16 protein-coding genes and 2 pseudogenes are annotated in these 18342 nt (G+C 61.3%); 10 read left to right on the forward strand and 8 right to left on the reverse strand.

All coding sequences use genetic code 11. The features are described 5' to 3' along the window. Positions 1-272: 272 nt before the first annotated feature. From ASD99_RS22470 to ASD99_RS22495, 6 genes are all read left to right on the forward strand, one after another. The gene (locus ASD99_RS22470) at positions 273-1562 is read left to right on the forward strand and encodes an RsmB/NOP family class I SAM-dependent RNA methyltransferase (RefSeq protein WP_056588475.1); all 1290 of its coding nucleotides are present in this window, start codon (positions 273-275) and stop codon (positions 1560-1562) included. A 76-nt stretch (positions 1563-1638) separates the two neighbouring features. After that, entirely contained in the window at positions 1639-2091 is a 453-nt protein-coding gene (locus ASD99_RS22475; protein ID WP_056588591.1) for a TspO/MBR family protein, read from the forward strand. A 98-nt stretch (positions 2092-2189) separates the two neighbouring features. Further along, on the forward strand, positions 2190-2648 hold the full coding sequence (locus ASD99_RS22480; RefSeq protein WP_013530371.1) for a PaaI family thioesterase: 459 nt from the start codon (positions 2190-2192) through the stop codon (positions 2646-2648). Between the two features lie 4 nt (positions 2649-2652). Then, positions 2653-3318, forward strand: coding sequence for a 5'-methylthioadenosine/S-adenosylhomocysteine nucleosidase (locus ASD99_RS22485; RefSeq protein ID WP_057144953.1), 666 nt, complete (start codon positions 2653-2655; stop codon positions 3316-3318). 55 nt (positions 3319-3373) lie between these two features. Further along, the gene (guaA, locus tag ASD99_RS22490) at positions 3374-4936 is read left to right on the forward strand and encodes a glutamine-hydrolyzing GMP synthase (protein WP_057144954.1); all 1563 of its coding nucleotides are present in this window, start codon (positions 3374-3376) and stop codon (positions 4934-4936) included. Positions 4937-5228: 292 nt separating this feature from the next. After that, positions 5229-6485, forward strand: a complete 1257-nt coding sequence (locus ASD99_RS22495) for a tyrosine-type recombinase/integrase (RefSeq protein WP_057144955.1) — start codon at positions 5229-5231, stop codon at positions 6483-6485. Here the strand turns inward: ASD99_RS22495 and ASD99_RS32645 are convergent. The 7 genes and pseudogenes from ASD99_RS32645 to ASD99_RS22530 form a co-directional block, all read right to left on the reverse strand. Next, entirely contained in the window at positions 6439-6735 is a 297-nt protein-coding gene (locus ASD99_RS32645; RefSeq protein WP_082583392.1) for a helix-turn-helix transcriptional regulator, read from the reverse strand. The genes ASD99_RS22495 and ASD99_RS32645 overlap by 47 nt on opposite strands. 299 nt (positions 6736-7034) lie before the next feature. After that, positions 7035-7550: pseudogene (locus ASD99_RS22500) on the reverse strand (SDR family NAD(P)-dependent oxidoreductase); the annotation flags it as partial. Positions 7551-7985: 435 nt separating this feature from the next. Further along, positions 7986-9056, reverse strand: a complete 1071-nt coding sequence (locus ASD99_RS22510; RefSeq protein WP_244497872.1) for an IS3 family transposase — start codon at positions 9054-9056, stop codon at positions 7986-7988. Then, positions 9023-9175: pseudogene (locus ASD99_RS34910) on the reverse strand (transposase); the annotation flags it as partial. The gene ASD99_RS22510 and the pseudogene ASD99_RS34910, both read right to left, overlap by 34 nt. Positions 9176-9238: 63 nt before the next feature. Beyond that, entirely contained in the window at positions 9239-10198 is a 960-nt protein-coding gene (locus tag ASD99_RS22520) for a hypothetical protein (RefSeq protein WP_200951030.1), read from the reverse strand. 138 nt (positions 10199-10336) lie between these two features. Beyond that, positions 10337-10600 (reverse strand): conjugal transfer protein TraD, encoded by a 264-nt coding sequence (locus ASD99_RS22525; protein ID WP_057144958.1) that lies wholly within the window; start codon positions 10598-10600, stop codon positions 10337-10339. 1 nt (position 10601) lies between these two features. Next, entirely contained in the window at positions 10602-10928 is a 327-nt protein-coding gene (locus ASD99_RS22530) for a conjugal transfer protein TraD (RefSeq protein WP_057144959.1), read from the reverse strand. Positions 10929-11100: 172 nt separating this feature from the next. Here ASD99_RS22530 and traA point away from each other — a divergent pair, with 172 nt between their 5' ends. Beyond that, entirely contained in the window at positions 11101-14148 is a 3048-nt protein-coding gene (gene traA / locus ASD99_RS22535) for a Ti-type conjugative transfer relaxase TraA (RefSeq protein ID WP_057144960.1), read from the forward strand. Between the two features lie 130 nt (positions 14149-14278). After that, entirely contained in the window at positions 14279-14476 is a 198-nt protein-coding gene (locus ASD99_RS22540; RefSeq protein WP_057144961.1) for a helix-turn-helix transcriptional regulator, read from the forward strand. Here the strand turns inward: ASD99_RS22540 and ASD99_RS34915 are convergent. After that, the gene (locus tag ASD99_RS34915; protein ID WP_244497867.1) at positions 14473-14703 is read right to left on the reverse strand and encodes a helix-turn-helix domain-containing protein; all 231 of its coding nucleotides are present in this window, start codon (positions 14701-14703) and stop codon (positions 14473-14475) included. The two genes, ASD99_RS22540 and ASD99_RS34915, sit on opposite strands and share 4 nt — an antisense overlap. A 396-nt stretch (positions 14704-15099) precedes the next feature. On the opposite strand from ASD99_RS34915, the gene ASD99_RS34920 reads away from it, so the two are divergent. Further along, entirely contained in the window at positions 15100-15447 is a 348-nt protein-coding gene (locus ASD99_RS34920) for a hypothetical protein (RefSeq protein ID WP_244497868.1), read from the forward strand. A gap of 928 nt (positions 15448-16375) precedes the next feature. Further along, positions 16376-17540, forward strand: a 1165-nt coding sequence (locus tag ASD99_RS35520) for a cadherin domain-containing protein (protein ID WP_413813949.1), incomplete at its 3' end; no start/stop codon positions are given. Positions 17541-18342: the final 802 nt, after the last annotated feature.

Raw genomic sequence — 18342 nt, forward strand, 5'->3', positions numbered from 1 at the left:
CGAATCATGTCGGCAAGAGTATTACCTGGCGAAAAACTTGGAAAGCAGAGCAGCTTTGCCAGATTGCGTGCTTGTATTCGGTCGTTGCGAACATTAGAGACCCGTCATCTATTGGTCGATCTGCTGTTACGGGTCGAGGACATTTACTGGTCGGTCGGTTTTTGGCCGGTTAGGGGCCTCATCATCGCTGGACGGAAGCGGGGTTCAATCCAGACCTAAAAGGCTCTAAGAGCAGGCTCAGAGATCACGTGCTCGATTTGATGGAATGACGAATGCGACTGGGCGGACGGCTGGCAGCGGCCATCGAAGTATTGGAAGACATCGGCCGGCGCCACCGGCCGGTGGCGGACGCGCTGAAGGATTGGGGCCTGTCGCATCGCTTCGCCGGCGGCGGCGACCGTGCGGCGATCGGCAACATCGTCTATGACGCCCTGCGCCACAAGCGTTCCGCCGGCTGGCTGCTGGGCGAGGACACGCCGCGCGCCATCGGCTTCGGCGCGCTGCTGCTCGAATGGGGCCAGACGGCCCAGTCGCTCAACGACGCGCTCGATGGCGACAAGTTCGCACCGCCGCTGCTGACCGCCGCTGAGCTTCAGGCAATCGCCGGGCGCCGGCTTGCCGATGCGCCGGACGCGGTGCGGGCGGATGTTCCTGACTGGTGCGCGCCGCTTTTCGAGCGAGCCTTTGGTGCCGGCTGGGTCGACGAGGGTGCGGCGCTGGCGACACGCCCGCCGCTCGATCTCAGGGTCAACACCTTGCAGGCCAATCGCGACAAGGTGCTGGCCGAACTGACGGGAACCGGGGCGAAACCCGCTGCAATAGCCCCGCACGGCATCCGCATCCCGCCGATCGACGGCGACGGCAGGCACCCGAACGTCCAGGCGGAGCCGGCCTTCCAGAAAGGCTGGTTCGAGGTCCAGGACGAAGGCTCGCAGATCGCGGCAGCCCTTGCCGGGGCCGAAGCCGGCATGCAGGTGCTGGATTTCTGCGCCGGCGCCGGCGGCAAGACGTTGGCATTGTCGGCTGCGATGGACAACCGCGGCCAGATCTTTGCCCACGATGCCGAAAAGGCGCGGCTGGCGCCGATCTTCGACCGCATTCGCCGCTCTGAAAACCGCAATGTCCAGATCGTCACCAAGCCAGCCGAACTCGCCCAGCTGGGCAATCACATGGACATTGTGCTGGTCGACGCGCCCTGCACCGGCAGTGGCACCTGGCGGCGCCGTCCCGATGCCAAATGGCGGCTGACGCAAAGACAGCTCGATGCCCGCAAGGGCGAGCAGTTGGCGATCCTCGATGCGGCCAAGGCCTATGTCAAACCCGGTGGCCTGCTGGTCTACATCACCTGTTCGGTCTTCGACGAGGAGAATGGCGAGCAGGTGGCGGCCTTCCGGGACCGCAACAGCGGTTTTGTCCCGGTCGATCATCGCGCGCTTTGGGACAGCCGTTTTCCCGGCCATGAGGCAGCCGCACGCATCGGTGCCAAAGGCGACATCTCCCTGTCGCCGGCGCTTAGCGGAACCGACGGGTTTTTCTTCTGTGCGTTGCGTAGGGCAAACTGACGCTGCCGTTGACAGGCGACGACTGCGCTCCAGTTGCAGATGCGCGGCGTCGGGCCGCCCATCAATGGGGGAATCCTTGCAAAGATATCTGTCGCTTCTGCTCTTTCTCATCGTGGTGTTGGGAGGAGGCCTGCTGATCGGCTACACGACGCTGCCGGGCGAATGGTATGCGTCGTTGGCCAAGCCGCCCTTCAACCCGCCGAACTGGGTATTCGGACCGGCCTGGACACTGCTCTATGTGCTGATCGCCGTGGCCGGCTGGCGGACATGGCAGCGGGAGTCCACGGGGGCCGCGATGAAGGTCTGGGGCACCCAACTTGTCCTGAATTTCTTGTGGTCGCCAACGTTCTTCGGCGCCAGGATGATTGGGCCGGCTCTGCTTGTCATCGTGCTTCTTCTCGCCACCATCGTCCTGTTCATCGCCAGGGTCTGGAACCGCGACCGGCCGTCCGGCTGGCTGTTTGTGCCATACGCGGCATGGGTGGCGTTCGCCACTTTGCTCAACGCTTCGCTTCTCTGGTTGAACTAGGGCGGCCTTTGGATCGTTTTGTTGCAGTGCAGCAAAAGCATTTGCCTGCCGCCCATGCCTCTGCAATAAGCTTATCCGCGTAAAGGAAGGCAGCGGCCATGGCAGCAAAGATCGTACCCGCCCCGGACTATGAAGATCGCGTCAGGACCTCCTTCGCGCGGCAGAAGGCGATGGCCACGATCGGTGCCGAGCTGACGCTGGTGACGCCCGGCATCATCGAGATCGAGATGCCCTATTCAGCAGCACTCACCCAGCAGCACGGCTTCCTCCATGCCGGCGTCATTTCGACGGCGCTGGACTCGGCTTGCGGCTATGCCGCTTTCTCGCTGATGCCGGAAAATTCCGGCGTGCTGACCATCGAGTTCAAGGTGAATCTGCTGGCGCCCGGCCGCGGTGAGCGCTTCCTGTTTCGCGGCTCGGTGACCAAGCCCGGCCGCACCATCATCGTCGCCGATGGCCAGGCCTATGCCTTCGCCGCGGATGGCGAGGCCAAGCTGATCGCGACGATGACCGGAACGATGATGACGGTGGTTGGCCGCGACGGCATAGAAGGTTGATCTGATGGGTAACGTTGTGCGAATTGGCGGCAAGGACGTCCTCTTCGTCATGGCGGTGCAGGCAGAATATGGCCCGCACCTCAAACAGCTGTTCACGCCATTGATGACAGGCGTCGGTCCGGTCGAAGCAGGCGTCAGGCTGGGTGTCGAACTCTCCTGGCTGAAATCGGAGAAGGCGCTGCCGGATCTCGTCGTTTCACTTGGCTCAGCCGGCAGCCGGACGCTGGAGCAGACGGAAATCTACCAGGCCGTTTCGGTCAGCTACCGCGACATCGACGCCTCGCCGCTTGGTTTCGAGAAAGGGGCGACCCCGTTTCTCGATCTGCCGGTGACGGTGCCGCTGCCGTTTAGGATTCCTGAAATCAGGCAGGCGACGCTGTCGACCGGCGGCGCAATCATCACCGGTGCGGCCTATGATGCGATCGCCGCGGAAATGGTCGACATGGAGACCTTCGCCTGCCTGCGCGCCTGCCAGCTGTTCGACATCCCGCTGGTCGGGCTGCGCGGCATCTCCGACGGCGCGGCCGATCTCAGGCACGTGGGCGACTGGACCGAATATCTGCATGTCATCGACGCGAAGCTGGCGGACGCCGTCATAAGGCTCGAACAGGCTATTGGCTCGGGCGCGCTTCGGACGGAACCGTCTCGTGACGATGCAAGACGAGTCTGAAAGTCAGGCCTCGCAACCCATTGCGCCGACTCATTTCTTTCTCTAAACGCTCGCCATGAAAACAGCCAATCATCCCGACACCGTCCTGATTGTCGATTTCGGCAGCCAGTTTACCCAGCTCATCGCCCGCCGCATCCGCGAGGCCGGCGTGTTTTCCGAGATCGTGCCGTTCCAGTCGGCCGAAGCGGCGTTCAAGCGCATCAATCCGAAAGCCGTCATCCTGTCCGGTGGCCCGGCTTCGACCAGCGATATTGGCAGCCCGCGCGCGCCGCAGATCGTCTTCGACGCCGGCGTGCCGGTACTTGGCATCTGCTATGGCCAGATGGCCATGTGCGTGCAGATGGGCGGCGTCGCCGAAAGCTCCGACCATCGCGAGTTCGGCCGCGCCTTCGTCGAGATCGAAAAGGACAGCCCGCTGTTCGAGGGCCTGTGGGCACCCGGCCAGCGTCATCAGGTATGGATGAGCCATGGCGACCGCGTCATCTCCTTGCCCAAGGGGTTCGAAGTGTTCGGCAAGTCGGAAGGCTCGCCCTTCGCCATTTTCGGCAACATCGAGCGCAAGATGTACGGCATCATGTTCCACCCAGAGGTGGTGCATACGCCCGATGGTGCCCGGTTGCTCAGGAACTTCGTCCACAACATCGCCGGCATCGAAGGCGACTGGACCATGCGCGCCTACCGCGAGCACGCGGTCGAGACGATCCGCAAGCAGGTCGGCAAGGGCAAGGTCATCTGCGCGCTGTCGGGTGGCGTCGATTCCTCCGTCGCGGCGCTGTTGATCCACGAGGCGGTCGGCGACCAGTTGACCTGCATCCTTGTCGACCACGGCCTGATGCGCAAGGACGAGGCCGCCGGCGTGGTGGCGATGTTCCGCCAGCATTACAATTTGCCGCTGATCCTGGTCGATGCCTCCGAAAAATTCATCTCGGCGCTGGAAGGCGAGGTTGACCCGGAGAAGAAGCGCAAGACCATCGGCCGGCTGTTCATCGAGGTGTTCGAGGAAGAGGCCAAGAAACTCGGCGGCTCCGATTTCCTGGCCCAAGGCACGCTGTATCCCGATGTCATCGAGAGCGTCTCGTTCACCGGCGGCCCGTCGGTGACGATCAAGTCGCACCACAATGTCGGCGGCCTGCCCGCGCGCATGAACATGCAGCTGGTCGAGCCGCTGCGCGAACTGTTCAAGGACGAGGTAAGGGCGCTTGGCAAAGAACTCGGCCTGCCCGAAAGCTTCATTGGCCGCCATCCGTTCCCGGGCCCCGGTCTTGCCATCCGCTGCCCGGGCGGCATCACCCGCGAAAAGCTGGAGATCCTGCGCGAGGCCGACGCCATCTATCTCGACGAAATCCGCAAGGCCGGCCTTTACGATGCCATCTGGCAGGCCTTCGCCGTGCTGTTGCCGGTGCAGACGGTCGGCGTGATGGGTGACGGTCGCACCTACGAGTTCGTCTGTGCGCTACGCGCCGTCACTTCGGTCGACGGCATGACGGCGGATTTCTACCACTACGACATGGCCTTCCTCGGCGCTGCAGCCACCCGCATCATCAACGAAGTCCGCGGCATCAACCGCGTCGTCTACGACGTCACCTCGAAGCCGCCGGGAACAATCGAGTGGGAGTGATTCAGGCCTACTCAAACGCCGCCGAAAACACGCCAATATGCGACGTAACCAACTGAAAACAAATATAAATCCTTTCAGGGACATTCAGCGACAATCGGCACGCAGAGCTTGGCCGTGACGGACCGCTTGACGGACCCCCGGCGTCTTGCCTCCTCCGAGTTTTCAAAGTACCGTCACGACCACCGAGGCTCATGACGGTACTTTTTTTGCCTTAACGCGCTGAAAGCATAAGGTATTTTCTGCCGAGAAGCCTCAAAATTGTACCGACGGTACTTTTCGCGAGGAAATAGGCATGTTGACGGATACTGCCCTTAAGTGGCTGAAGCCAAAACAGAAAATGTACAAAGTTGTGGACCGTGACGGCATGTATGTGAAAGTCATGCCGAGTGGCACGATCTCTTTTCTGCTGGATTACAGGCTCAATGGACGGCGAGAGACGGTGCAGCTAGGCAGATATGGACGAGACGGAATCTCGCTCGCGCTCGCGCGAGAGAAATGCCTGGACGCAAAGCGCCTCATCCGAGAAGGACGGTCGCCAGCGATCGAGAAGCAGCGCGAGAAGCGCCGCCTGAAAGAGGCTAAGAATTTTGGCGAGTTCGGAGAGAAGTGGCTCACTGCCGCGCCGATGGCCGACAGTACGCGCGCCATGCGGCGCTCCATCTTCGAGCGAGAGCTTCTACCGGTCTGGCGCAATCGCTTACTGACGGAGATCACTCCGGACGATCTTAGAGCCCACTGCGGCAGCATTGTCGAACGTGGTGCTCCGGCGACCGCTATCCACGTACGAGACATCCTGAAGCAGATTTACGGCTTTGCGATTCTCCACGGGGAGAAGGTCGCCAACCCGGCTGATGACGTTGGGCCTGCATCGATTGCTACATTCGTGCCGAAGGACCGCTCGCTTTCGCCATCGGAAATTCGCGTGATGCTGAAACAGCTTGAGCACATCGCCACACTTCCCACCATCCGTTTGGGAATGCGGCTCTACCTGCTCACAATGGTGCGCAAGAGCGAGCTGCAAGACGCGGTGTGGGAGGAGGTCGATTTCGAAAACGCGGTCTGGACGATCCCGAAGGAACGCATGAAGCGATCAAAGGCGCATAACGTCTACCTGTCTCGCCAAGCGCTGGACATCATGATCGCCTTGAAGACCTGTGCCGGAAATTCCAAGTTCTTGCTGCCATCGAGGTACGACGCGGATGCTCCGATGTCGCGCGCCACGTTCAATCGGATCACTTACGCGGTGGTCGAACGGGCAAGGGCTAATGGGCTGCCTCTAGAGCCGTTCACGGTTCATGACCTGCGGCGAACGGGCTCGACTCTGTTGAATGAGCTTGGCTTCAACAGCGACTGGATCGAGAAATGCCTGGCCCACGAGGACGGACGCTCATCGCGAGGGGTCTACAACAAGGCCGAGTATGAGGCGCAGCGTCGCCACATGATGCAGGAATGGTCGGATATCATAGACGCCTGGGTCGGTGGCAAGAAGCACGTCCCGACGCTCATCCCGCCGTCGATGCCGCTCCTGGAACCTGATCCTGCTCTCTGAGCGGCCGGGCTCGACGCTGCTGCAAGTCCGGTTTGGGAGCGCGCAGGATTGGCTTTGACCGGCGCGCCGCGAGCCATGCTTGAACCTCGCTCAGATCCCAGACCACGCATCTCGGGGACAAAGCAAAACGTCGCGGAAATTCGCCGCGCTGCTCCATCGCGTAGATAGTACTGTCCGCAAGCGGCACCATCTCGCGCAGTTGCTGCCTTCGGATTGTACGGTTCAGGGGTTGTTCCTGCGGTCGGGCCATCTCGAGCTCCTCGACAATGAGCCGAGATTGAAGGTGATCGTCTTCGATGAGAAAAGAGCTTCAGCCGAGGTGTCGCGTTATCGGCGGTTTCGACCTGCGAGAAGGACGGTTCACCTACGCTGATGTTTTCCACTGAAATAGCAGAACGACTGCCTATTTTGCAATGCAGTGAAGGGGCGTCGTTCGGGGGTGGGTTGCGATAGAGCGCTACCGCCTTTCCCCCCACTCGTCGCATCGGCAGTTCCGGCTCCGTTGTCTTGGATGAGGATTTCATTTTGAATTGCCCGCGGCCGAAATCGTCAGACCGACAGCCCGAGCTGTTTTCGCAGGCTTTTATCGAATGCGGACGCGGGGACGAAACGGCGCAGGAAACTGACTTGGCGCGCCATTTTCCCCGCCGCATAGCGTCTTTTCGGTGCGGGATCGATCGCAGCGGCCAGAACAGTCTCGGCCACCACTTCGGGCGTATCGCCTTTTGCCATTGCTTTGCGCACGGCCATGGCCATGCCGGCGCGCGCGGAATCATAGACATCAAGCAACTGATCGGGGGCGGCGAGATTGTCCTCGAATGACGTGCGGGTATAGGCGGCCTCCACCAGCGAAACGCGAATGCCGAACGGGCGCAATTCATGATCGAGCGATTCGGAATAGCCCTCGATGGCATGTTTGGTCGATGAGTAAAGCGCGAAATAGGGAGCGGGGATGAACCCCTGTACCGAACTCAAATTGACGATTCTGCCCTTTCCCTGGCGTCGCATTGCCGGCAACACCGCGTTGGTCACGCGGAAAACGCCGAAGACGTTCACGTCGAACAGCTATCACCTCGCTGCGGTGGAGCGATGGACAGCCCGGCTACGGCCGGGGTGAGCACATCGGCAAATTCGGCTGAGCGCTTCAGAGGCGCAAGGACGCGCGTTCCCTTAGTATATGTGCGCTGGCATCGATCAACTCAATCAAGCGTGCCCAGGGCAAGTAGTAGAGCTTTATTCTAGAATTATTAGCGAGCAATAACATAGCATTTGTTCGTTCAAAAGGCTGTTGGAAATTTCCGCTCGCTTCACATTTGATGCAGCGCGCACGATGGAGTTTGGTATCAGACGCCTTGGGCGATAAGTGGGGTGATCTGATGAAAATGTGGATTTTGGCGAGCGCGTGCAGCGCAGTGCTGACCCTTTCGGCCGATCCGGCGCGCTGCTGGGACTACTCCGTCCAGCAAGACGCTTTTGATGGCGTGACCTGCCACTGAAGTTTCATCCAACGGCGATTAGAGCCTCGACCGTTTCTGTTACGCCGTGGGGCGCGGGTTGAGCAACCGGCGAAGACGTGGAGCCTTCCATCAGCACAGCGTCGGAGCCGGTTGCGGTGATGACCTCGGCATAGGCCGCCGGGGTCTGGTAGCCGAGCGAGGAATGCGGCCTCGCGGTGTTGAAGTCCTCCCGCCATTCGGCGATGGCGCTGCGGGCGTGGTCGAGGCCGAAGAACAGGCTCTCATTCAAGAGCTCGTCGCGCATGCGACCGTTGAAGGATTCGACATAACCGTTCTGCATCGGCTTGCCCGGCGCGATGTAGTGCCATCCGATCCCGTGATCCTTCGGCCATGCAAGGATGGCGTTCGAGGTGAACTCGGTGCCGTGGTCGGAGACGATCATGCCGGGCTTGCCGCGCTGGGCGATCAGTTCCGTCAGCTCGCGAGCAACCCGACGGCCGGAGATCGAGGTGTCCGGAATCGCGGCCAGACATTCGCGTGTCACGTCGTCGACGATGTTGAGCACACGGAAGCGCCGGCCGCAGGCGAACTGGTCATGGACGAAATCCAGCGACCAGCGCGCATTCGGCTTTGCCTCGACCAGGATCGGCGCCCGCGTGCCGACTGCTCGCCGTCTTGCCCGGCGCTTGCGCACCGTCAGACCTTCCTCGCGATAGAGACGGTAGATACGGTTGACCCCAGATGCCTCGCCCTCGCGCCTGAGCAGGATGAACAGCCGCCGGTAGCCGAAGCGTCGGCGCTCGTTGGCGAGGTCACGCAGCCGACCACGCAGCTCCGTCTCTGGCGGTCGGCGAGACTGGTAGCGGATCATCTTGCGATCGGCGCAGACGAAGGAACAGGCCCGACGCTCCGATAGGCCCATGACGGCCTGCAGATGCGCGACGGCTTCGCGCTTGGCGGCGGGCCCTACCATTTTTTTGACAGAAGCTCGCGCAGTGCCGAGGCTTCGAGCATCTGGTCGGCGAGCAACTTCTTCAGCTTCGCGTTCTCGTCTTCCAAGGCTTTCAGCCGTTTGGCGTCGGACACATCCATCCCGCCATACTTCGCCTTCCAGTTATACAGCGTCGCCTCGGAGATCCCGTGCTTGCGGGCCAGATCGCCCGTCTTCGCTCCCGCCTCGTGCTCACGCAGAACCGCGATGATCTGCTCTTCCGTAAATCGCTTTCTCTTCATCAGTCCGTCCTTCAATCAAGGCCCGGACTCTAATCTCAGATGGAGGAAATTACCCGTGGCAGGTCATCCGGCTTCCGGAAGCGTGATGTGAAAATTCTCGCCGAACATCCACGTGTTGCTCTGGACCAGAACGTCCAATTCGCCACGCTCCTTGATCGATGTACGATGCTTGAGGCTAAACACCATTCCTTTCAGGACCTCAAGCGCGACGATCCGATCGGAGATCAGAGTCGAAGCTGAGATGATGTTGCCGAGGTTCGTCCGATAGAGGAGGTTGGAAAACTCATCCTGCCGATTCTTCGGCAGATTGAAAACATGATGCAGAATATGGTGGATGGCCTCCGGATTGTGCCGTACCGCCTCACGCAGCAACCCCAATGTGATCTTCTTCAGCGGATCATCGGCCCGCTTGAAGTCGCGCGAATAGGACGACACCGCGTGAGTGGCGATGTCGAACACCTGCCGTTCGCGGATCTCGACGTCTGATTTCGGTTCACCTTCGTATGGATAGACCCCAGCATCCTTCAGGTCCTGAATCAGTCCGCCAGAACGCTCCGCCTGCCGCGCCCGAAAGTAGTCCCCAAGGGTATCGCGGATATGCTCCAGCACCCGCAGGTAGTCGACGTCGTTCAGATCATCGAATTCCAGCAGATTGGCGTCAGCCATCTCTTGAAAGAAGGGCGCATAAGCGTATGCCGAAAACTCGAAATGCGGTGCTGTCACGCTGGCCGCTATTGACCCAAGCACTACTCCAGCCTCCCCGCCGAGATGGATTTTCCTGCCACCGATGCTGTGTTTCCATTCGATAACCCGTAGGGCCAGATTCTCGACTTTCCGATTGGGGCAGATGACCGATACTGGCTCAAACTCTTTCTGGTTCGCGATTGACGAGGTAGGGTCGAGTTCGTGCCCGTCGAACACAATTTTCGCGTTTTTCCGAATGGATTGGCAAGTCTGACGACCACCGAGCGCCTGGCAAGCTTCGCGAACGTGTGAAGGACCGCAGAACACTCTCTCTGCCACCTGTCGGCACCAAAAGCCAGTGAAGGGTGCGCTGTCTCGTCGGCGCCAGATCACATGCGTTGAACCCGCTGTCAGTGTGAATGCCCAATTTTCGCACTGAACGGTTGTTGGCTCGGTGTAAGCAGGTGGAGCATTGCATCACCGCCGCTCGCCGATCACCGCTTGTTCGCCGGTCTCATCAAGCCGTTCCGCATCGAACGCCTGGTTTCCCTTCGCGGCCGAAAGGGCTTGCGCATGCTCACCTTCATCGCTCTGCAGCTTGGCGGCGATCCAGATCAGCGCGCCGTATATGGTGGCGCGATCGTCATTGGTCAGTTCAACGATGCCTGCCTTCAAGACAAGACCGCCAAGTTCGATCAGATGTCGGGTGCGCTTGCGACGCTCGACCTGCCAGGTGCGCATGTCATTGCGAGCCTGTGCCGCCTGCCGGCGATTGCGCGCTGCCCGGTTGCGCTGGAGCGCCGCGCGGGTTGCGCTGAGATGCCGAAGGAGTTCGCCGGGGCCGGCTCTCGAAAAACATCACCCCACGCTTGGCCCATGCCTCACGCTTTGCCGCGTCTTTCGTTTCGGCGAGTGCGACCAGCGCGCCGGCAAGTTCATCGGTGCTGAGTTGATCGGCGCCGGTAGCGATCACCAGTTCGCCAAGTTGCTGCACCTTTCGCGTTTTGAGCTCTCGCGCTTTGTCTTCCAGCGCCTTCAGTTCGGCGTCGAAGTCCCGTGGTTTACGCATAGCTGTCTCCATTGATTGTCGATGCAGCGATGATAGGTGAGAGCTTGCCGGAAGGCTTCAGGGTTGCCGAGACAGCCCGGGACGGGCTGGTCCATCCCGAGAATTTTTCGAGGGAGGGCGCGCTTATACGTCGTGCCGACGTACGCTTTGCCGTGCAAATGATCCGGTCGCGATGGCGATCTATCATCTTCACGTCAAGATCATTGGCCGCAAGGCAGGCTCAAGCGCTGTCGCGTCGGCCGCCTACCGCTCGGCGTCGCGGTTGCGTGACGAGCGCATTGATCGAAGCCATGACTTTTCAGCCAAGCGCGGCGTCGTCCATTCCGAGGTGATGTTGCCTGCGAATGCACCCGAAGCCTGGAGCGACCGCGAGAGGCTGTGGAATGATGTCGAGGCGTTCGAGGCACGCAAGGATGCCCAGCTTGCCCGCGAGGTCGAGTTTGCCCTGCCGCGTGAACTCAGCCAGGCGCAAGGCATCGAACTGGCGCGCGACTTCGTGCAGGCTGAGTTTGTCAGCAAGGGCATGGTCGCCGATCTCAATGTCCATTGGGACAGGGCAGAAGATGGCAGTCCCAAGCCGCATGCTCATGTCATGCTCACCATGCGGTCCGTCGACGAGAATGGTTTTGGCGCCAAGGTTCGAGACTGGAACGCTACCCAGCTGGTCGAGCGATGGCGCGAGCGATGGGCGGAGTTGGCCAATGAGCGCCTGGCCGAACTCGATATCGACGCCCGCATCGATCATCGCAGTCTGGAAGCGCAGGGCATTGCGCTCGAGCCGCAGACCCAGATTGGTGCGCCGGCGCAACGCATTGAGGGCAGCGGCCTTGCCGCTGGCGACATCGAAGCAGATCGCGCCGAACTGCACCGCGAGATTGCGCGCAACAATGGCGCGCGCATCATTGCTGATCCCTCCGTGGCGCTCGATGCCATCACGCATCAGCAATCGACCTTCACCCGAAAAGACATTGCGAAGTTTGCGCATCGCCACAGCGATGGGATGGAGCAGTTCAACGATGTTGTGGGAGCCATCGGCAACGCACCCGATCTGGTCGAGCTCGGCAAGGACAGGCGCGGCGAAGATCGCTTCACCACAAGGCAGATGATCGACACCGAACAGCGCCTTCACCGCGCGGCGGAGCGTATCGATTTGGACGACCGCCACGCGGTGAGTGAGGCACATCGCGAGGCAGCACTGGCGCGGGCTGCGCAACGCGGGCTTGACCTGTCAGACGAGCAGACCGATGCGCTTGCGCACATCACCGACGGCCGCGGTCTTGGTGTCGTTGTCGGCTTTGCCGGAACGGGCAAGAGCGCCATGCTGGGCGTTGCGCGCCAGGCATGGGCAGCGGCGGGCTACGAGGTTAGAGGCGCGGCACTCTCCGGCATTGCCGCCGAGAATCTGGAAGGCGGATCGGGCATCTCGTCACGCACCATCGCCAGCATGGAGCATAGCTGGGGACAGGGCAGGGATCTGCTCAACGCGCGCGATGTCCTAGTGATCGACGAGGCCGGCATGGTCGGCACGCGCCAGTTGGAGCGCGTGCTTTCCCATGCGGCGGACGTTGGCGCGAAGGTAGTGCTGGTCGGCGATCCGCAGCAGTTGCAGGCGATCGAAGCCGGCGCTGCATTCCGCTCTATCCACGAGCGACACGGCGGCGTTGAAATCGGCCAGGTGCGCCGGCAGCGCGAGGACTGGCAGCGCGATGCGACGCGCGATCTGGCATCCGGCAGGATCGGAGCTGCGATCAGCGCCTACGACACGCAAGGCATGGTGCATCAGGCTGCAACGCGCAATGAGGCGCGAGGTGAACTCGTCGAGCGCTGGGATCGCGACAGGCAGGCACATCCAGAGGCAAGCCGGATCATCCTCACCCACACAAACGACGAGGTGCGTGCCCTGAACCAGGCGGCGCGCGAGCGCATGCGCGCTGCCGGCGATCTCGGCGACGAGGTTCACGTGAATGTGGAACGAGGTACAAGCGCCTTCGCCAGCGGCGACCGGGTGATGTTCCTGCGCAACGAGCGCGGGCTCGGCGTCAAGAACGGCACGCTTGGCATCGTGGAAGAAGTCAGCGCACAGAGCATGACCGTGCGCACCGATGGCGACAGGGCAGTGCGGTTCGAGCTGAAGGACTACGCGCACATCGACCACGGCTATGCCGCGACCATTCACAAAGCTCAGGGCATGACGGTTGACCGCACCCATGTGCTCGCCACGCCGGGCATGGATGCGCATGGCAGCTACGTCGCACTGTCGCGGCATCGAGATGGGATGGAAATGCATTATGGTGGCGACGACTTCAGTACGCGGGAGCGGCTGGACCGTACGCTGTCACGGGACCGCGCCAAGGACATGGCGTCGGATTACGAGCAGATCGACCCGGCGCAACACTATGCCGAGCGGCGCGGCATCACCTTCCGACAGCGTGTGGTCGAGATTGTGCGTCGGATCGTTCCAGACAAGCTGCGCGACAGGATTGGCGGACTGCTGGACGGGTTGCGCTCGCCCGGAGACGGCGAGCCCGGCCAGGAAGGTGGGCGCGGGCCGGGAAGGGAAGATGTTGGGGTGCAGATCGGAGATGTTGGCGCCGCGCCTGGAAGAGAAGCTTTTGCTGGGGGAGCGCAGCGCGACACGCATGTGCTGGGGAACCCAGAAGCAGAAATGCGCCGAGCCCGCACCCAGGCGCTCGTGCGTCACGCGCGCGCTATCGACGCAATCCTCAGTACTGGAAATTCGGACGGACAGGGCAGTCCCGAGCACATGCGCGAATTGAGAGATGCGCGCAACGCTTTCGAGAAGGTTCGGCCGCATGGCTGGCGCGATGCCGAAGCGGCTTATGTGAAAAATCCCGGACTTGTCCGCGAGGCGGGCGCCGGCCGCGTCAGCCGCATCGTGCTTGCTCTCCAGCTTGAAACGGAAATCCGCACCGGGATGGACATCGATCCGGGCCGCCGCGCCGACCGTTTCGTCGAACGCTGGCAAAAGCTCGACCGGACGGGACGGGAGCAATATCAGGCCGGCGACATGGCCGGCTATAAGTCAACGCGCTCAGCCATGTCCGATATGGCCAGGAGCCTTGAACGCGATCCGCAGCTTGAATCCCTCCTTGCGAACCGCAAGCGTGAGCTTGGTATCAACATCGACTCCGGCCGGCGCCTCGGTGCGGAACTGGCATTCAGCCATGGCATCGGTAAGGGGCGGGGCCTTGGGCTCTGACACCCCTCCGATTTGCCGCCGTTTTCACGCCGCAGCCGGCTGAAGCGACAAACCTGATTGCGTCCAGCATTCGGTCCGTCCTGTCTGTCCCAGTAGATACCAGCAACGACCACTGAGAAGCAGGCAAGCTATGCCCGAGCCGGATCGTATCATACGCCTCAAAACAGTCCTTGCCAGGACCGGCCTGTCCCGCTCGACCATCTATCGCAAGATTGCCGAAGGCACGTTCCCTGCGCAGATCAAGATCAGTGTCAACGGGGCGGGCTGGCGTGAATCCGATATCAACCGATGGGTCGGAGATCCCGTTGCATGGCGAACAGAGCGTTAGCTCTGATTGCGAGACAGACGAACACCCGGCCCGCCGCCGTTCTCTGGGATGAACTCTATTCCCGCTGCTTCGAATGTGTTCCGTAGTGCAGAAACGGTCGTCCCCTTTAGTTGTTCTCCCCGCTCAAAGCGGGCAACCGTATCAGGTGAGACCCCGGCATTTCGAGCCAAGTCTCTCGTCCCCCACCCAAGGGCAACGCGCGCCATCTTGCACTGGATGACGTTCATTTCGTAACGTCGATACGATTTGCGTTGATCTGCATCGTCACTTGAGATATCGTAACCCTGATACGATTATGGGAGTCGCTTACTGCGGCTGCTGATGGTGTTACGACCACCCTCAGCAGCCTTGCCACGCCCCAAGCTGTTAGGAGCTCGGATCATGGCTGATTCCGACAATAGCACGACTTTGCCTTCCGTCACGACCAGTCGCCGCGATCGGCAGACCGCAAGTGAGCCTGGACATCTGGAGGATACAGACCCAGCAATTCTGCTGATGCGAGGCTGGTTGCGGGCAGAGCACGTTTCGCACGTCCTCTGCCGACTTCAGCAGCGCCTAGAGAGGCGCGTTCTCGACGCTGCAGACCCAGAAGGGATAGATGAGAAGGTCGGTTATTCAATCGCTTGCCAAGCGGAGGTAGAGGCCACAACTGCGGCTCTAAAGCTCAGGACAAACTCCCCCACATACAAGCGCGGTCGCTTCTTGGCATCGTCGCCAAGCTCGAAATCATCGCTGGCGCGGATCGCGACATCGACGATCCAACAGACTTCCCCTGGCCGCATATTGCTTCGGTGCTTGATGATTTGAAAAAAATCGTCGGGCGCTTGCCGTTCGAACGACCTGATCGATCAGTCGTTCACGCGGACTGTAGGCTCTATCAGGAGATAGCGACCGATCTGGTCGGTCTGAAAAAGCAGGCCTCGTATCTGCGCTTGGGGGAGGCGCCTGTCGTTGACATCAGCTCAGGATAGAAGTCCTTTTGTCCACCGTGCGAACCAGAGTTGTTCGTTATGACAGGTTGAGCCAGAGTAGCGGATCAGGGCGAACTATGTCCCAATAGCACGCCTTACCATCCTGTTTACGGGCGCCCATTGTGCCGAATACCTTGTCTCGCGCACGAGCGCGTCTTGCGAGGCATGGAGGAGCTCCGTTTTCTTGGGATGCTTGATAGCTGGCAACCATCCTGCCGACTGCTATCGTTTGGGTAAGAGGCCCCCGGCTATTTTTTGCCCCGTCGCAAGCTGTTACTGCAATGGTAGTGAAGTCCCGTCAGCGGGTCTTGCGCAAGGCGCCCGACCGGGCGATTCTGCGCCTTGCGCACGATTGATTGGACGTGCCTCTTTGCTCGTCGCTCGTCATCACGATGCTGACATGCGGCCGTCAAACTGGAGATCCTGGTTGCGCCGGAAGCGGGCGTTCAAGGGCATTTCCCGACGAATCATGATGATGCATCAAGTCCGGTCTCTGTCGTAGGGCCGATGGTCAGGTCCCGAAGCGCAATTAAGAAGCATGCTCGTACAAGTACGAGTACTGTCATTAACCCTTCATTCGATTGCACGTTGACGCGCGCATCTGCAAAGTTAATAATCTCCTAATATTAGGGTAGCGTTAACATCTCCCGACCGGCAACAACGAGTGATGGCGCTACTGGGGTAGGAACGCAAAGCGGCGATCATAGCCGCAGTAGCTGTCACCATTGAGCCACCACCTGTCTGTGGATAGTCATGCTTATGCTGGCAGCCGCGGGCCGGAGCGAGGGGTCGCGGCTTGGTGCAAGGTCACTCCCACCTCACCTAACTGAGCGCCGAATGCCATGAAAGGCTTCGGCATGGGGTTGTCGGCCGTCACGTGCGGCCAAAAGGGTGGGCGCCGAGTGCGTCCGTCCCCAGGGGGATGAAAATGGCTTCGACTGTTGGCACAAGCAGCAACGACAATCTGGTTGGCGGCAGCGGAGCCGACATACTATCCGGAGGCGCTGGAGACGATCGTCTGAATGGCGGATCGGGCGATGATATCCTCAATGGTGGTAGCGGCTTTGACACTGTTCTTGGCGGGTCAGGGTCGGACACGCTGATCTATAAGGCCTATGAAAACCAGTATCGCCTTGGCAGCACATTCACGAGTTCCACCCAGACAGTAACAGGTGGGACGCTGTATTCTGGAACAGACCAGATCACCAACGGGATCGTGCCTATTCAAACCCTGCTGGGCGGGAGCACTTTTTCGGGCTATGATTCCTACGATGGCGGAAACGGCGCGGTGCAACTCGGTAAGACTGGGTCCACACCCGACGTCGACACTCTGCAGATCTGGCTGAGCGCAGCTCAGTTCACCGACACGGCTATTGCGGCAGAGATCGCTTACGTCAAAAACGTTTGGCTTCCGGCACACATCAGCGCGCAAACTGGCCAGGCCGATAGCTCGAGCTACACTTTCAAGACGCTCGATCTCAAAATCACCGGTATTGAGCAGATTGTAGTTCTCAACGAACAAGGAACAACAAATCACGCGCCCTCGACGCCGACTGACAGCGACGGAGCCGTCGGCGGTAGTGTCTCGGAAGGCGCTTCCAATGGCGCCACGGTCGGGATCACGGCGATTGCAACCGATGCTGACGGTGACACAGTCACCTACAGCCTGACCGACAATGCCGGCGGCCGGTTTGGGATCAACGCCACCTCTGGCGTGGTGACGGTCGCCAATGCCGCGCTGCTCAACTACGAGACGGCGACCAGCCACACGATCACCGTACAGGCGAACGATGGGCACGGTGAAATAAGCACCCAGACCTTCACCATCGCGGTGAGCGACGTTGCGCCGTCGCAGCCGACGGACGGCAACGCTGCGGCCAACACGGTCGCCGAGGGTGCGGCCGTGGGCACRCTGGTCGGGGTGACGGCCTCGTCGAGCGACGTCAATGGCGGCACGGTGACCTATTCGCTGACCGGCGACACCTCCGGCGGAGGCTTCGCCATCAACGCCGCGACCGGCGTGGTCACCGTCGCCGATGCCAGCAAGATCGACTATGAGACCGCGGCGGGCCACGCCTATACCGTCACCGCGCNCTATTCGCTGACCGGCGACACCTCCGGCGGAGGCTTCGCCATCAACGCCGCGACCGGCGTGGTCACCGTCGCCGATGCCAGCAAGATCGACTAYGAGACCGCGGCGGGCCACGCCTATACCGTCACCGCGCAAGCCAGCGACGGCACCCTCACCAGTTCGCAGTCCTTCACCATCGCCGTCACCGACGTGGCGCCCTCGACGCCGACCGACGGCAATGCCGCGGCCAACACGGTTGCCGAGGGTGCGGCCAACGGCTCAACCGTTGGCGTCACCGCGGCCTCGACCGACGTCAACGGACCGGCGGTGACCTATTCGCTGACCGGCGACACCTCCGGCGGAGGCTTCGCCATCAACGCCGCGACCGGCGTGGTCACCGTCGCCGATGCCAGCAAGATCGACTANGGGGTGACGTCCTCGTCGAGCGACGTCAATGGCGGCACGGTGACCTATTCGCTGACCGGCGACACCTCCGGCGGAGGCTTCGCCATCAACGCCGCGACCGGCGTGGTCACCGTCGCCGATGCCAGCAAGATCGACTATGAGACCGCGGCGGGCCACGCCTATACCGTCACCGCGCAAGCCAGCGACGGCACCCTCACCAGTTCGCAGTCCTTCACCATCGCCGTCACCGACGTGGCGCCCTCGACGCCGACCGACGGCAAYGCSGCGGCCAACACGGTCGCCGAGGGTGCGGCCAACGGCTCAACCGTTGGCGTCACCGCGGCCTCGACCGACGTCAACGGACCGGCGGTGACCTATTCGCTGACCGGCGACACCTCCGGCGGATCCGCCGGAGGTGT

The sequence above is a fragment of the Mesorhizobium sp. Root695 genome, assembly GCF_001428185.1.
Lineage (GTDB): Bacteria > Pseudomonadota > Alphaproteobacteria > Rhizobiales > Rhizobiaceae > Mesorhizobium.

Excerpts from the sequence above, each read along its gene's own strand:
- traA (WP_057144960.1), top strand. The coding sequence starts at position 11,101 with ATGGCGATCTATCATCTTCACGTCAAGATCATTGGCCGCAAGGCAGGC.
- ASD99_RS22530 (WP_057144959.1), bottom strand. The coding sequence starts at position 10,928 with ATGCGTAAACCACGGGACTTCGACGCCGAACTGAAGGCGCTGGAAGAC.
- ASD99_RS22470 (WP_056588475.1), top strand. The coding sequence starts at position 273 with ATGCGACTGGGCGGACGGCTGGCAGCGGCCATCGAAGTATTGGAAGAC.
- ASD99_RS22525 (WP_057144958.1), bottom strand. The coding sequence starts at position 10,600 with ATGCGCACCTGGCAGGTCGAGCGTCGCAAGCGCACCCGACATCTGATC.
- guaA (WP_057144954.1), top strand. The coding sequence starts at position 3,374 with ATGAAAACAGCCAATCATCCCGACACCGTCCTGATTGTCGATTTCGGC.
- ASD99_RS32645 (WP_082583392.1), bottom strand. The coding sequence starts at position 6,735 with ATGGCCCGACCGCAGGAACAACCCCTGAACCGTACAATCCGAAGGCAG.
- ASD99_RS22485 (WP_057144953.1), top strand. The coding sequence starts at position 2,653 with ATGGGTAACGTTGTGCGAATTGGCGGCAAGGACGTCCTCTTCGTCATG.
- ASD99_RS34915 (WP_244497867.1), bottom strand. The coding sequence starts at position 14,703 with ATGAACGTCATCCAGTGCAAGATGGCGCGCGTTGCCCTTGGGTGGGGG.
- ASD99_RS22540 (WP_057144961.1), top strand. The coding sequence starts at position 14,279 with ATGCCCGAGCCGGATCGTATCATACGCCTCAAAACAGTCCTTGCCAGG.
- ASD99_RS22480 (WP_013530371.1), top strand. The coding sequence starts at position 2,190 with ATGGCAGCAAAGATCGTACCCGCCCCGGACTATGAAGATCGCGTCAGG.
- ASD99_RS22495 (WP_057144955.1), top strand. The coding sequence starts at position 5,229 with ATGTTGACGGATACTGCCCTTAAGTGGCTGAAGCCAAAACAGAAAATG.